We start from the raw sequence: 15,236 nt of genomic DNA on the forward strand, positions 1-15,236 counted from the left end.
GGGCGGGAGAGGGTGCGGCCGGAGCGGGAGCTTTCGCTTCGCCCGAACCCTCACCCCCGACCCCTCTCCCGGCGGGAGAGGGGAGCCGTGCAAAACCTGCGCCTTTCCAGAAAAATCAAGCTACTACCCCCTCCGTGCCCTGTGTAGACTTGGTGCGAAGTCTCGAGGGGAATCCACTCCGGTGGCGCGAAGCGCAGCAAACGTAAAGAAAGCACCCGAATCCACCGGCCTGAGCGAAGAAGCCAGGCGCCGCCTGCGCGAAGCCGGCGCGCTGCTGCTGCTGCCGCTGGCCGTCTACCTGCTGGTCTGCCTGGCCAGCTACAACGACCAGGACCCCAGCTGGGGCCACGTCGGCTCGGTCGAACACGCGCGCAACCTCGGTGGCGCCGTCGGCGCCAACATCGCCAACCTGCTGCGCTACATCTTTGGCTGGGTTTCCTACTGTTTCCCGCTGTTGCTCCTGCTGCTGGGGGTGCAAGTGCTGCGCCAGCGCGGCGAGAACGCCGAACATCCGTGGGAATCCTCGCTGCGGCTGATCGGCTTCGTGTTCTTCTTCATCACCGCACCGGCGCTGATGTATCTCAACTTCAGCGAAGCCGTGCTGCCGCAAGGCACCGGCGGCATCATCGGCCAGTGGGTCGGGCACGGACTGCTGCAGGCCTTCGGCGAGAAGGGCGCACCGCTGCTGCTGCTGGCGCTGTTCCTGATCGCGGTGACGCTGGCCACCGGCCTGTCGTGGTTCAAGGTCATGGACTGGACCGGGCAGGGCACGCTGGTCGCCTTCGGTTGGTTGCGGGGCAAGCTCAAACAGGCGCCGGAAGTGGCCAAGGCGCAGCAGGCGCGTGCCGAGCGCGAGGTGGTCAAAAAGGCCGAGGCCGTGAAACAGGCCAAGCGTGAGCCGGTGCGCATCGAGACGCCGCCGGCACCGGTAGCCAAGAGCGAGCGGGCCAAGCTGGAAACCCAGATCCCGCTGTTCGTCGGCGCCTCGCAGCCCGGTGAACTGCCGCCGCTCTCGCTCTTGGATGAGGCGCCGGAGCAAGGCCCGGGCTACTCGGAAGAGACACTCGAAGTGCTCTCGCGCCAGGTCGAGCTCAAGCTCAAGGACTTCCGCATCGAGGCCAAGGTGGTGGGGGTGTATCCCGGCCCGGTGATCACCCGCTTCGAACTCGAACCGGCCGCCGGCGTTCGCGGCTCGCAGGTGTCCAGCCTGGACAAGGACATCGCGCGCGGCCTGTCGGTGGTCAGCGTGCGCGTGGTCGACGTGATCCCGGGCAAGAACGTGATCGGCCTGGAGATCCCGAACGCCAAGAAGCAGATCGTCTATCTCTCCGAGATCCTGCGTTCGGACAAGTACGACCAGATGAAGTCGCCGCTGGCGCTGGCGTTGGGCAAGGACATCGGCGGCAAGCCGGTGGTCACTGACCTGGCCAAGATGCCGCACCTGCTGGTCGCCGGCACCACCGGTTCGGGCAAGTCCGTCGCGGTCAACGCCATGGTGCTCTCGCTGCTCTACAAGGCCAGCCCGAAAGACGTGCGCATGATCATGATCGACCCGAAGATGCTGGAGCTCTCGGTCTACGAGGGCATCCCGCACCTGCTCGCACCGGTCGTGACGGACATGAAGGAAGCGGCCAATGCGCTGCGCTGGTGCGTGGCCGAGATGGAGCGCCGCTACAAGCTGATGGCCGCGGTGGGCGTGCGCAACCTGGGCGGCTTCAACAAGAAGGTCCGCGACGCCGAGGCCGCCGGCCAGCCGCTGCTCGATCCGCTGTTCCGGCCCAATCCGGAGATGCCCAACCTGGCCGCCGAGCCGCTGGAGCCGCTGCCCTACATCGTCATCATCATCGACGAGTTCGCCGACATGATGATGATCGTCGGCAAGAAGGTCGAGGAGCTGATCGCCCGCCTGGCGCAGAAGGCGCGCGCCGCGGGCGTGCACCTGGTGCTGGCCACGCAGCGACCCTCGGTGGACGTGATCACCGGCCTGATCAAGGCCAACATCCCGACCCGCATCGCCTTCCAGGTGTCCTCCAAGATCGACTCGCGCACGATTCTCGACCAGTCCGGCGCGGAGGCGCTGCTCGGCCACGGCGACATGCTTTACCTGCCGCCCGGCACCGCCACGCCCGAGCGCGTGCATGGTGCGTTCGTGGATGACCACGAAGTGCATGGCGTGGTCGCATGGCTCAAGGCCCAGGGCGCGCCGCAGTACATCGAAGGCGTGCTGGAAGAGGTGCAGGCCACGTCTGACGGCAAGTTCATCAACGACTCGGGCCTGCCGCAGGATGGCGAGGAAGGTGGCGACGCCGACGCGCAGCTCTACGACAAGGCGGTCGCCGTGGTCACCCAGACCCGCCGCGCCTCGATCTCCGGCGTGCAGCGCCACCTGCGCATCGGCTACAACCGCGCCGCGCGGCTCATCGAGCAGATGGAGCAGGACGGTGTGGTCAGCGCGCCGCAGCACAACGGCAACCGCGAAGTGCTCGCGCCGCCCCCGCCGAAGTAGACGCGCTCGGCACCACCATTCCCGGTAGGGGCGCCCTTGGGCGCGACCGCCATGCACGAAACACCGTGGTCGCGCCCGAGGGCGCTCCTGCAGGGGGGGCGCGTAAGTGGCCACCATGCGTGCGGCCCACGGCCTACAATCCGCTTGTGTCGCGATTAAGCCGTCGCGGCTGAAACTTTCCCACACGTTCCCAGGAACAGGGCTTTCATGAACCGTCTCGCCACGATCTTCCTTGCCACGCTCGCGCTTTCCCTTGCGAGCCTGGCCCACGCCGCCACCGGTCCCGCGCGCCAGCGCCTGGACGCCTTCGCCACGAACCTGCATTCGCTCAAGGGCCATTTCACCCAGACCCTCACCGAGGCCAGCGGGCAGGGGGCCAAGACCAGTTCGGGCACCCTCGCGCTGCAGGCGCCGCGTCAATTCCGCTGGGACACGCTCGAGCCGTACAAGCAGACCATCGTTGCCGACGGCAGTCGCGTATGGTTGTACGACCCGGAGCTGGAACAGGTCACCGTGCGCGTGCAGAGCACGGAAGAGGCGCACAGTCCGCTCACCGTCATCACCGACCTGAAGCAGCTCGACAAGGACTTCGCTGTCACCGAGCGTGGCGAGCGCGATGGTCTCACCTGGCTGCGCCTGAGCTCGAAGGCCAAGGACCCCCAGTTCGACTACGCGGACCTGGGTTTCGACGCGCAGGGGCTCAAGCGCATGATGTTCCGCGACCAGCTCGGCGCGGTCACCGACATCCGCTTCTCCGACTGGCAGCGCAACGTCGACCTGCCGCCCTCGACCTTCAACTTCACCCCGCCGCCGGGCGCCGACGTGATCGGCGACCTCCCGGTAATGACCACCCAGCCGCTGAAGGACTGATCCGGCCATGCCCGTGCTGCGCCAGCTACCGCGCTGGGCGTGGGTGGGTGGCGCCGTGCTCGCCTTCATCGCCGGACTGGTCAACGCGGCCGGCTACATGGGTTTTCGCCACCAGTCGATCAGCAACCTGACAGGTTCAACCACGCTTCTCGGCATCGCGATTGGTACCGGCGACGGCGGTGAAGCGCTGCACTGGTTGCTTTCCCTGCTGGCCTTCGTCGTCGGCGCCATGGCCAGCGGCGCGATCGTGCAGAAAAGCACGCTCAAGCTGGGCCGCCCCTATGGCGTGGCACTGCTGATCGAGTCGCTGCTGCTTTTCGCTGCCGTGCCGCTGCTGGAACGTCAATGGTCGGCCGGCCTGTGGCTGGCGTCGATGGCCTGCGGTCTGCAGAACGGCATGGTGAGTACCTACAGCGGCGCCGTGTTTCGCACCACCCACGTCTCGGGCATGTTCACCGACCTGGGCGTCTACCTTGGCCATCGCCTGCGCGGGCTGGAGGTCGACGTGCTGCGGGTGCGGGTCTGCCTGCTGGTGATCGGCAGCTTTGTGTTGGGCGGTGTCGCCGGCGCGATTCTGTTCGCCCACCTGCGCGAGCACAGCCTGCTGATCCCGGCTGTGCTGACCGGCCTGTGCGGCGCCCTTTACAGCCTCTACCGTCAGCGCACGACCTCCCTGTAGGAGCGCACGCCGTGCCCGACCGCGAGCCGGCAACCGGCCACGCCGCCCACTACGCGCCGGGCGTTATCATCGCGCGATGCCCGAGACCGCCTCCCTTTTCCCCGAATCCGATGCGCTCAAGCCGCTGGCCGAGCGCATGCGTCCGCGCAGCTTCGACGAGATCGTCGGCCAGCCGCGGCTGACCGCGGCCGACTCGCCGCTGCGCCGCGCGCTGGAAGCGGGCAAGGTGCACTCGATGGTGCTGTGGGGGCCGCCAGGCTGCGGCAAGACCACGCTGGCCCTGCTGGTCGCGCGCTACGCCGACGCCGACTTCCGCGCCATCTCCGCCGTGCTCTCCGGCCTGCCGGACGTGCGCAAGGCCCTCGCCGAGGCGGAGGCCAACTTCGCGCAGGGCCGGCGCACGGTGCTGTTCGTGGACGAGGTGCACCGCTTCAACAAGGCCCAGCAGGATGCCTTCCTGCCGCACATCGAACGCGGCGTGATCGTGTTCGTCGGCGCCACCACCGAGAACCCCTCGTTCGAGCTGAACTCCGCGCTGCTATCGCGCTGCCGGGTCCATGTGCTGGAGGCGGTATCGGCCGAGGCCATTGTCGCCGCACTGGAGCGGGCGCTCGCCGATGACGAGCGGGGTCTCGGCCGGCTTCGCCTGCGGATCGACGTCGATTCCCTGAAGTTGATCGCCCAGGCCGCCGACGGTGACGTGCGCCGCGCGCTCACGCTGCTGGAGATCGCCGCGGAGCTGGCCGACGACGGGCGCATCGATGAGGCGACCCTGACCCAGGTGCTGGCCGACCGCACGCGCCGCTTCGACAAGGGCGGCGAGCAGTTTTACGACCAGATCTCGGCGCTGCACAAATCGGTGCGCTCGTCCGATCCGGACGCGGCCGTGTACTGGCTCTGCCGCATGCTCGACGGCGGCTGCGACCCGCTTTACCTGGCCCGCCGCATGACCCGCATGGCGGTCGAGGACGTCGGCTTGGCCGAGCCGCGCGCCTGGCGCATGGCGCTGGACGCGTGGGATACCTACGAGCGCCTGGGCAGTCCCGAGGGCGAACTGGGCCTGGCGCAACTGGCCATCTGGCTGGCCATCGCGCCCAAGAGCAACGCCGCCTACATGGCCTACAACAAGGCCCGCGCCGCCGTGCGCGAAACCGGCACGCTCGAGGTCCCCATGCACCTGCGCAACGCGCCCACCAAGCTCATGAAAGGCCTGGGCTACGGCAAGGGCTACCAGTACGACCATGACGTGGCCGGCGGCATCGCACTCGACCAGCAGTGCCTGCCTGATGCCCTCGACGGTACCGTGTTCTACGAGCCCGTCGACCGCGGTCTCGAGCAGAAGCTGCGCGAAAAAATGATCCTGTTGCGTGCTTCGCGGGGTCGTAAGCCGTAACGGTTCGCCGATCTTCTGCAACGGTTTGTACCCGCGACGGAAGCACCCGGTTTTAAACGGTTAGCCGCGATTCAGATGATTGGCGGACCCAGTCCTGTGCCCATTTGCCAGGAGGGCACGCGTGCCGGGCGACCTTTTCGCCGCCGTTGGGGTCGTCGCGGCATTCATCTTTCCTTAACGTGCCATGCACGAACGTCCGCGACCTTTCGCGGCCGAAGGATTTGGCCAGAGCGGCACAGCCTCTCGCCGGATCTGTGAGCACAAGCCGGTTTTGCCGCCGGCCGGTCACTACCATGTGGGCCCTTCGGCGGGTCCGCCGAAAGCTAAGGAATGGCGTAATGAATGGACTTCCCTTTTTGGGCCAGCACGCGGTGCGCCTCGATCATGTGGCGATTGCGGTGAAGGATATCGACCAGGCGATCGGGTTTTACCGGGACGTGCTGGGCATGGATCTGGTCGATCGCAAGCGGATCGCGGGCAAGAAGACAGGCATGGTTTCGGCCGAATTCTCCGCCGGCCAATTCTCGATCGTACTGGTGCAAGGGACCGAGGCCGAGAGCCAGGTCAGTCGTTTCATCGACGAGTACGGTCCCGGCGTCCAGCATGTGGCAATCGAAGTCGACAGCGTCGTCGCCGTCGCCGACAAGCTGCGTGAGCGCGGCATGACGTTCGAAACCAATGTCATCCAGGGGCCGGGTCTGACACAGATCTTCGCGCGTCGGGATGGCACTTCCGGGGTGATGTTCGAATTCATCGAGCGCACCGCCAACGACGGCTTCAACGAAGAAAGCGTGCGCAGCCTGTTCGAGCAGCTCGAACAGAGCGAAGCCTGCTGATCGCCACGCTGCAAAGCGCAAGCCGGGCTGCGACGGGCCGGCGGACCGCCAGTACGTCCGTACGAATGCATGTCCGCAGCGAGGCGAAGTAGCCCTCGCACAGTTTTCCTGCAAGGCGTCGGGGGGCGCCTTGCGATAGCCATATCGGGTTCCAATGAGTGACCGTCCTAGGGAGTGGGGGGCACGGACGTCAGCCGTGCCGGGGGAATGGACAAGCCTGGTTGCCTTGCTTCGCGATCGTGCAGCGAGCCAGGGCGACGATCCGGCGTTCGTGTTCCTCAAAGATGGCGAAATCGAGGAGGCTGCGCTCAGCTACGGCGAGCTCGACCATCGCGCGCGTTCCATTGCCGCGTGCCTGCAACAGCAGGCGGCCGCAGGCGATCGCGCGTTGCTGCTTTTTCCGCCGGGCCTGGACTACATCTGCGCCTTCTTCGGATGCCTCTACGCGGGCGTCATCGCGGTTCCGATCTATCCGCCGCAATCCCAGCGCAGCCGTGCCGACCGGCTGCAATCGGTAGTCGCCGATTCGGGCGCGGGCTGGTTGCTCGGCACAACGGAGATCGTCAACGGACTGACGCAAGAGGTGGAACTGCTGGGCCGCCTGCGCACGCTGACGACCGACTCCGTCGATGACGCACTGGCCCAGGCGTGGCAGATGCCAGCGGTGGACGCCGGCACGATCGCCTTCCTCCAGTACACCTCCGGTTCCACCGGGCAGGCCAAGGGCGTCATGGTCAGCCACGGGAACCTGCTGCACAACGAGGCGCTGATCCGCGACGGCTTCGGCACTGATCGCGAAACGGTCGTGGTCGGTTGGTTGCCGCTGTACCACGACATGGGACTGGTCGGAAACGTGCTGCAACCGATCTATCTTGGTGGCCGCGCGGTACTGATGTCGCCGATGGCTTTCCTGCAGAAGCCCTTGCGCTGGTTGCAGGCGGTCTCGCGCTACCGGGCCACCGTCAGTGGCGGTCCCAATTTCGCCTACGAGCTTTGTGCCGAGCGCATCGGCGAAGACGACATGGCGGAGCTGGATCTTTCCTGCTGGCGCGTCGCCTTCAATGGTTCGGAGCCGATCCGTGCCACCACGCTCGAACGGTTTGCGCAGGCGTTCGCTCCCTGCGGCTTTCGCGCTGATGCATCCTTTGCCTGCTATGGCCTGGCCGAGTCCACGCTGTTCGTGGCCGGCTCGACACCGTTGACGCCGACGGTCTGCCTGGATGTCGACCCGGCCCAATTGCAGCGCCACCGCGTGATGCGCTCACAGGCCAGCGATCGACGCCGGCTGGTGGGGTCCGGGCACGCCGAACCGACGCGCGTGTGCATCGTGCAACCGGAAAGCCGGCGTCCCTGCGCGATGGGCGAGGTGGGCGAGATCTGGGTTCGCGGACCCAGCGTGGCGCAGGGCTATTGGCGCCAGCCCGAGTTGAGCGCAGACACGTTCGATGCACGCACCGATGCGGGTGATGGTCCGTTTCTGCGCACCGGCGATTTTGGGTTCGTCCAGGACGGCCAGCTGTTCGTCACCGGACGACTCAAGGAGCTGATCATCATCCGCGGGCGCAACCACTACCCGCAGGATATCGAGCAGACCGTACAGGCGGCACATCCGGCCCTGGCGGTAGGTGCAGGCGCCGCCTTCGCCATCGATCAGGACGGTGAGGAACGGCTGGTCGTGGTGCAGGAAGTCCAGCGCACCCACCTGCGCCAGCTCGACGTGGCAGCAGTGGAACATGCCGTGCGCGCCGCAGTCGCCGAACGGCACCAGTTGCAGTTGCATGCGCTCGTGCTGATCAAGCCGATGCGCCTGCCGAAAACCTCCAGTGGCAAGATCAAGCGCCGCGAGACTCGGCGGTTGTTCGTCGAGCGCCTGCTCGAGACGCTGAACGCACCCGCCGAACGCACGGCCAAGGTGGCGGAATCCGCGGCGGCCTACGGCACGCCGCTCGACCGCCACGTGTTGGCGAACCTGCCATCGCACGAGCGGGTGCCGCGCATTGCGGACCACCTCCGTGCGCTGCTGAGCGAAGTGCTGAGACGTCCTGCGGCCGACATCGACGTCAACCTGGCGGCAACCGCGCAGGGCCTCGATTCGCTGGCCGCGATCCAGCTGCAGCAACGGATCGAGGAAACCCTGGCCGCTAGCTGCCCGCTCGAATCGCTGCTCGTCGGCACGACGCCGATCGAGCTGGCGCGAATGCTGGATGCAGCGGACGACGGGGCCATGCCGGCGCGCCTGCCATGCGGAGGCCTGGACGAGGGTCCGCTGACGGCCAATCAGACCTCGATGTGGTTCCTGCAATCGCTCGATCCCACCAGTCGTGCGTACAACATTGCCGTGCCGCTGCGTCTGCGCGGCCCATTGAACGCGGCCTGCGCGCAGCAGGCATGGGCGCTTCTTGCCGCACGGCATCCCATGTTGCGCACGCGCTATGTGGTCGTCGATGGCGAGCCGGTGCAACGCATCGATGCCGGCCACGTGCCTGTCATCGAGTGGGTCGATGCGACGGGCTGGAACAACGCAACCATCGAGCGTGCCCTGGCTGCGGCGGCAGGCGAAGCCTTGTTGCAGGACGAGGGCGTCCCTTTCCGCATCCATGGCTATCGGCGTGCGGCCGATGACCACATCGTGATGGTGGTTGCCCACCACATCGCCGTGGACCTGCGTACGCTGGTGCTGTTGTTCGACCAATGGGGCCAGCAGTACGCCGCGCTGTGCGGAGCGCGCGAGCGGATCCACGCGGACGCGCGGCACAGCGCGATCGACCTGGCTCTTTGGCAGCGCGACTGGTTCGCCTCGCAGGCGGCCGAGCGGCAATGGTCGTACTGGCGCAACCAGTTGGAGGCACCTCTGCCCGTACTCGGGCTACTGACCGACCAGCCGCGACCGGCCTTACGCAATTCGCGCGCCGGGGTGCATGATTTCGAGCTCGACGCGCCGCTTTCGGCAGCGCTGCGCGATGTGGCGCGGCAACACGGCGTCACGTTGTACGTGTTGTTGCTGGCCGCTTATCAGGTCCTGCTGCATCACTCTTGCGGGGACGACGACATCTGCGTGGGTTCGCCGGTTGCCGGTCGTACCCGTGCGGAGTTCGAATCGCTGGCTGGTTACTGCGTCAACACCGTGGTGTTGCGGGGCGATCTCTCCGGCAACCCGCGGTTCGATACCTTCCTGTGGCAGATTCGCGATCGCGTGCTGGGTGCGCTGGCTCACCAGGACCTGCCGTTCGCCACCCTGGTGGAGCGACTGACTCCCCAGCGCGACCCGGCAATCACGCCGCTGTTCCAGACCCTGTTCGCGTTGCAGCAGACACCCGACTGGCCTGCCGCGTCAGCCTTCGTGCTTGGCGGTGCAGGTGCACGGGCCGAGATGGGCGGACTGGCCGTGGAAGGCGTCGCCATGCCACCGCAGGGCTGCCAGTTCGACCTTTCGCTGTTCGTCGTCGATGCAGGTGACCGGCTGCAGGCCCGACTCGAGTACGCGAGTGCGCTGTTCTCGCCGGCGCGCATCGCGGCCATGGGCGAACAGTTCGCGCATCTGCTGCAGGCGATCGTGTCGGCGCCTACCGCGCGCTTGTCGGGCTTGCCGCTGCTGTCGGCGCAGCCGGCGGCGGCTGTGTCCGGGCCGGTACTGGAGGCCGCGGCCGATCAGGCCGTGGGACTGGCCGAACAGATCGAGCGCCAGGCCGGGCAGCACCCGGATACGCTGGCGCTCATCTGCGACGGCGAGCGGCTCAGCTATGCCCGCCTGGAGCGCGAGGCCGTCGAACTGGCTGGTCGGCTACAGGCGCAAGGGGTCTGCCTTGGTGCGAGAGTCGGCTTGCATCTGGCGCGCACGACGCACGCCTATGTCGCCGTACTGGCAGTGCTCAAGTGCGGTGCCACCTGCGTGCCACTCGATCCGGCCTATCCGCCTGCGCGATTGGCACAGATCGCCCAGCTCGGCTGCCTGACGCTTCTAGTGAGCGATGCGATGGAGAGCGCGGCCGTGTGGCCGGTGGACCTTCCATGTTTCGATCCGCGCTGTGGCTCGTCGAGTGGTCCGTTCCTGCCGCCGTCGCCTGCAACGCTGGCCGCCAGCGAGCTACCTGTCTATCTGTTGTTCACTTCCGGGTCGACGGGCACGCCCAAGGGCGTACTGATGAATCAGGGCGCGTTGGCGAATCTGCTGCGCTGGCATCAGCACGCAATGCCGCTGGAGCCCGGCGCGCGGGTCAGCCAGTTCGCCTCGCTCAATTTCGACGTCGCGTTCCAGGAGATTCTCTCGACCTGGACTGCCGGCGCTACGCTGGTGGTCGCTTCCCAGGAGCAGCGCCTGGATCCCGAGGCACTGCTGGTGCTGTTGCGGGAAGAGGGCGTGCAGCGGGCTTTCCTCCCGGTGGTGGCGATGCAGCAACTGGCCAGACATGCCGTCGCGCACGCGGCCATGCCAGCGGCTTTGCGTGAAGTGGTCTGTGCCGGCGAAGCCTTGCAGATCGGTCCGTCGGTACGGGCCTTCTTCGCGGCGTTGCCCGGCGCCAGCCTGTACAACCATTACGGACCAACCGAAAGCCACGTGGTGACGTGCCATCGCCTGGATGGCGATCCATCCGGATGGCCGGCGATGCCGCCGATAGGCACGCCGATCGACAACGTGTGCCTGCACCTCCTGGATCGCTACGGGCGCCCCGTGCCCGAAGGCGCACGCGGCGAGATCTTCCTCGCCGGCGCCGGCCTTGCCCACGGTTATGCCGAACGCGGTGGGCTGACCGCGGAGCGTTTCGTCCCCGATCCGTTCGCAGGTGGCGGCGCGCGGATGTACCGCACAGGCGACCTCGGCCGCAGGCTTGCGGACGGCGCTGTCGAGTACCTCGGTCGTATCGACTCCCAGGTGCAGTTGCGCGGCTTCCGTGTCGAGCCCGGAGAAATCGAGTCGCAACTGCTGGCGTTGGAGAGTGTCGGTGAAGCGGTGGTGGTCGTGTATGAGGCACGCCCCGGCGAGCCGAGCCTGGTGGCATACGTGGTGGCCGCGGACGGGCACCTGCTGGAGCCATCGCAACTGCGCGCGTGGCTGCGCGAGCGGCTGCCCGACTACATGGTTCCCGCGTACATCGTGGCATTGCCTGTGCTTCCCCTGACCGCCAACGGCAAGGTAGACAAGCGGGCGTTGCCGATACCGGAAGCCAGTCCGCAGGAAGACGCCGATGATCCGCCGGTCGGCGCCACCGAAATCGAGGTCGCGCGGCTTTGGGCCGACGTGCTTGGCGTCCGGCCGGTGGGGCGCACACAAAACTTCTTCGCCAGCGGCGGCCATTCCCTGTTGGCCACCAGGCTGGTGATGCGCCTGCGCGAGGCGTTCGGCGCCACGTTGCCGATCAGCGCGCTGTTCGAGGCACCGACCGTGGCCGGGCTGGCCGCGCGTATCGATGCATTGCCGGCCGCGGGCCCGCCGCCGCTCGAAGCCGTGGCGCGCGGCAAGCCGCTGCCCCTGTCGCATGCGCAGCAACGATTGTGGCTGGTCGACCAGATGGAAGGTGCCAGTGCGGCCTACAACATGCCGGCCGCCTTCCATCTGGATGGTGCGCTGGACGTCCTGGCATTGCGGGCAAGTTTCCAGCGCATCGTGCAGCGCCACGAGATCCTGCGTACCCGCTTCGCCGACCATCAGGGCGAACCGATGCAATGGATCGCCGATAACTGCCGCGTGACGCTGGAGACGGACGACGTCGGGCCCGACGCCATCGATACCGCCATCGAGCAACACGCGCAGACGCCGTTCCGTCTGCAGGACGGCGGCCTGCTTCGCGTCGCCCTGCTCAGGATCGCGCGCGACCGACACCTGTTGCTGGTGAACATGCACCACATCGTTGCCGATGGCTGGTCGATCGGCGTGCTGGTGCGCGAGTTGATGGAGTGTTACGCGGCCGAACGGGACGGGCGAGAGCCCGTGCTGCCCGACTTGCCCGTGCAATACGCCGACTACGCCCAATGGCAGCGCGCCTGGCTCAAGCGCACCGCGGCGACGCAGCTTGCGTATTGGCGCGTCCAGCTCGATGGCCTGCCGCCACTGCTGGAACTGCCGGCCGATCGCCCGCGCCCCCCGGTGCAGAGTTACCGGGGAGGGTTGCACCGCTTCCGCCTGCCGGATGCACTGGCGGGGCGGATACAGGCGTTCAGCCAGTCGCACGGGGCGACGCTGTTCATGACGCTGATGGCCGCCTACCAAGTGTTGCTGGCGCGCCATTCGGGCCAGACCGACATCGCCGTGGGCACGCCCGTGGCCAACCGGGACCGCGCCGAGCTCGAGCATCTGATCGGCTTTTTCGTCAACACGGTCGTGGTGCGCGGACGCCTGGACAGCGCCGCGTCGTTCATTGATGTGCTGCATCAGGTGCGCGACACGACGGTGGATGCGCAACGCAACCAGGATCTGCCTTTCGAGCAACTGGTCGAGGAACTGCGCCCGGCGCGCAGCCTCAGCCATGCGCCGTTGTTTCAGGTGATGTTCCTGCAGCATGACGGCGCCCTGGCGGATTTCGCGCTGCCAGGCCTGGGCGTGCGCGCGGCGGGGGAGGGCCACCGCATCGCCCGCTTCGACCTGGCGCTGAACGTGGAGTCGCGCGCCGATGGTCTGCACGCGTGGTTTGATTACGCGAGCGACCTCTTCGACGCCGCGCGCGTCGAGCGGCTGGCTGGCGATTACGTCCGCCTGCTGGAAGCGGCCATGGCACGACCGGACCAGCCCTGGCGGCGGCTCCCGATGCTCGATGATGCAGCCATCGCCGATCAGCTTCGCCCCCAGCTTGCGTTGCCGCCACCGGTCGATCCGGCGCTGTGCGTGCATCAGCTGTTCGAACGGAAGGTCGATGAGAATCCGCAGGCGCCAGCTGCGATCTTCGGCGATGCCTTGGTCAGCTACGGCGACCTCGATGCGCGCGCCAACCGCATCGCGCACTACCTGCGGGGGCAGGGCGTCGGTGCCGAGGATCATGTCGGCGTCTGGATGGAGCGCTCACCGGACCTGCTCGCCTGCCTGCTCGGCATCTGGAAAGCCGGTGCGGTGTACGTGCCGCTGGACCCCGGCTATCCGCACGAACGGCTCGCCTTCATCGTGCGTGACGCCGGCATGCGGCTGGTGTTGACGCACGCGCAGATCGCCGACGCCCTGGAAAGCCCGGGTGGCCGGATCGTATGCCTCGACCGTCTGGGCGCTGAGCTGGACAGCCAACCGAACGAGCGGCTGACGGTGCACACACATGGCCTGCAACCGGCGTACGTGATCTACACCTCCGGCTCCACCGGCCGGCCCAAGGGCGTGCAGGTATTGCAAGGCGGCTTGTGCGAGTTGCTGCTGGGACTGTGCCGGCGCTTCTCGGTCGGCCCGGGCGACAGCATGCCCAGCCTGGCCTCGCATGCCTTCGGCATCTCGTTCGTCGAACTGTTGCTGCCGCTGGTGGCCGGTGGACACAGCCGCATCCTGGAACGCGAAGTCGTACTCGACACCGGGCGGCTCGCCGCCGAACTGGACCGGGTCAGCCTGGCGCATCTGGTGCCAAGCCTGATGCGGCGGGTACTCGATCATTTGACCGGCGAACGGCAAGCCCCTGTTTTTGGTGGGCTCCGGCACGTGTTTGTCGGTGGCGATGCCGTTCCTGCGGCGTTGCTGGCGCAGATGGAACAACGCTTCCCCTCGGCGCAGGTGGTCGAGTTCTACGGCCAGACCGAGACCACGATCCTGTCCTGCCATGCGCCGCAGGGAGGGCATCGGCATCCCGGAAACGTGATCGGCACCCGCCTGCCGCATGCACAGGCCTATGTGCTCGATGACGGTTTGCAGCTGGTGCCTCAGGGGCGCGTGGGAGAGATCCACATCGCCGGCCGCGCCATCGCGCGCGGCTATCTGGGGCGGCCGTCGCTTAGCGCCGAGCGTTTCGTGCCCGACCCGTTCGGTGAAACTCCGGGCGCGCGCCTTTACCGCACGGGCGATCTTGGGCGACTGCTGGTCGACGGAAACATCGAATACGTCGGGCGCGCTGATTTCCAGGTCAACATTCGCGGCTTCCGCATCGAGCTGGGCGAGATCGAGGCGCAGTTGCGCGAGGAGCCCGGCGTGACCGGGGCAGTGGTCACCGCGGTCGAAGACGACGCGGGTGAGCGACGCCTGATTGCGTACCTGGTCGCGGCCGCGGACAAGGTGTCCATTCCGGCGCTGCGCGCGCGGCTGCGTGCTGCCTTGCCGGACTACATGGTGCCGGCGCGCTTCGTCGTCCTCGACGCGCTTCCGCTCAACGCCAACGGCAAGCTGGACCGCAAGGCCCTGCCCGATCCGGACCTCACACAAGCGGCCGCGGACTACGTGGCGCCGCGGGACGACACAGAGCAGGTCCTTGCCGACATGTGGGCCGACGTACTGGGCGTGCCGCAGGTGGGCGTGCATGACAACTTCTTCGATCTCGGCGGCCACTCGCTGCTGGCCGCGCAAGCCATGGCCCGCGCTCGTGGTGCGTTCGGTGAAGAGCTGAGCGTGCAGGACTTCTTCGAGGCGCAGACCGTCGCCGACTTCGCGGCACGCATCGCGGCGATCCGCCGCAACCGCGCCCTGCTCGAGCAGGTGACGGCCGATGCCGAGGAGTCGCCCGACGAATTCGAAGGCTTCGTCATCTGACGAGGTCGCTGGGAAAACAACGGCTCGAAAAACGGGCTTCCATGGAGGAAAGGGCAATGAGCGAAGCGTCAACCGAACAGTTCCTGGCGGTGGTCAATCACGAAGAGCAGTACTCGATCTGGTCGGCCGATCGCGAAATTCCGGCCGGCTGGAAAGCGACCGGCAAGCAGGGCAGCAAGGAGGAGTGCCTGGCCTACATCGAACAGGTGTGGACCGACATGCGGCCACTGAGCCTGCGCAAGCTGATGGCGAACGCATCGGCCTGACAAGCGCCCCCGGCGGGCGCCTTGCTTCCTCGTAGTCGCGGC

General features: G+C 67.2%; 7 protein-coding genes. All 7 read left to right on the forward strand.

Going from position 1 to position 15,236, the window contains the following annotated elements:
• The first annotated feature begins 181 nt into the window (after window positions 1-181).
• The 7 genes from J7I44_RS02610 (at window position 182) to J7I44_RS02640 (ending at window position 15,194) form a co-directional block, all read left to right on the forward strand.
• Window positions 182-2,506 (forward strand): DNA translocase FtsK, encoded by a 2,325-nt coding sequence (locus tag J7I44_RS02610; protein WP_209615255.1) that lies wholly within the window; start codon window positions 182-184, stop codon window positions 2,504-2,506.
• Window positions 2,507-2,713: 207 nt separating this feature from the next.
• A complete protein-coding gene (lolA, locus tag J7I44_RS02615) occupies window positions 2,714-3,376 on the forward strand; it encodes an outer membrane lipoprotein periplasmic chaperone LolA (protein WP_209615258.1) in 663 nt (220 codons plus the stop codon).
• 7 nt (window positions 3,377-3,383) lie between these two features.
• On the forward strand, window positions 3,384-4,055 hold the full coding sequence (locus J7I44_RS02620; protein ID WP_209615261.1) for a YoaK family protein: 672 nt from the start codon (window positions 3,384-3,386) through the stop codon (window positions 4,053-4,055).
• Window positions 4,056-4,131: 76 nt separating this feature from the next.
• Window positions 4,132-5,448, forward strand: coding sequence for a replication-associated recombination protein A (locus J7I44_RS02625; protein WP_209615264.1), 1,317 nt, complete (start codon window positions 4,132-4,134; stop codon window positions 5,446-5,448).
• 338 nt (window positions 5,449-5,786) lie between these two features.
• Window positions 5,787-6,284 carry a VOC family protein gene (locus tag J7I44_RS02630; protein ID WP_209615267.1) on the forward strand — a complete coding sequence of 166 codons (498 nt, stop codon included), beginning with the start codon at window positions 5,787-5,789 and terminating at the stop codon, window positions 6,282-6,284.
• 226 nt (window positions 6,285-6,510) lie between these two features.
• Complete coding sequence (locus J7I44_RS02635; RefSeq protein ID WP_209615270.1) at window positions 6,511-14,928, forward strand: non-ribosomal peptide synthetase; 8,418 nt, start codon at window positions 6,511-6,513, stop codon at window positions 14,926-14,928.
• Between the two features lie 56 nt (window positions 14,929-14,984).
• Window positions 14,985-15,194: an MbtH family protein gene (locus tag J7I44_RS02640; protein WP_209615272.1), complete on the forward strand. Its 210-nt coding sequence runs from the start codon at window positions 14,985-14,987 to the stop codon at window positions 15,192-15,194.
• Window positions 15,195-15,236 lie beyond the last annotated feature (42 nt).

This window comes from Frateuria flava (genome assembly GCF_017837635.1).
GTDB lineage: Bacteria > Pseudomonadota > Gammaproteobacteria > Xanthomonadales > Rhodanobacteraceae > Frateuria_A > Frateuria_A flava.

Coding starts and splice junctions, on each gene's coding strand:
- lolA (WP_209615258.1), top strand. CDS start 2,714: ATGAACCGTCTCGCCACGATCTTCCTTGCCACGCTCGCGCTTTCCCTT.
- J7I44_RS02620 (WP_209615261.1), top strand. CDS start 3,384: ATGCCCGTGCTGCGCCAGCTACCGCGCTGGGCGTGGGTGGGTGGCGCC.
- J7I44_RS02625 (WP_209615264.1), top strand. CDS start 4,132: ATGCCCGAGACCGCCTCCCTTTTCCCCGAATCCGATGCGCTCAAGCCG.
- J7I44_RS02630 (WP_209615267.1), top strand. CDS start 5,787: ATGAATGGACTTCCCTTTTTGGGCCAGCACGCGGTGCGCCTCGATCAT.
- J7I44_RS02640 (WP_209615272.1), top strand. CDS start 14,985: ATGAGCGAAGCGTCAACCGAACAGTTCCTGGCGGTGGTCAATCACGAA.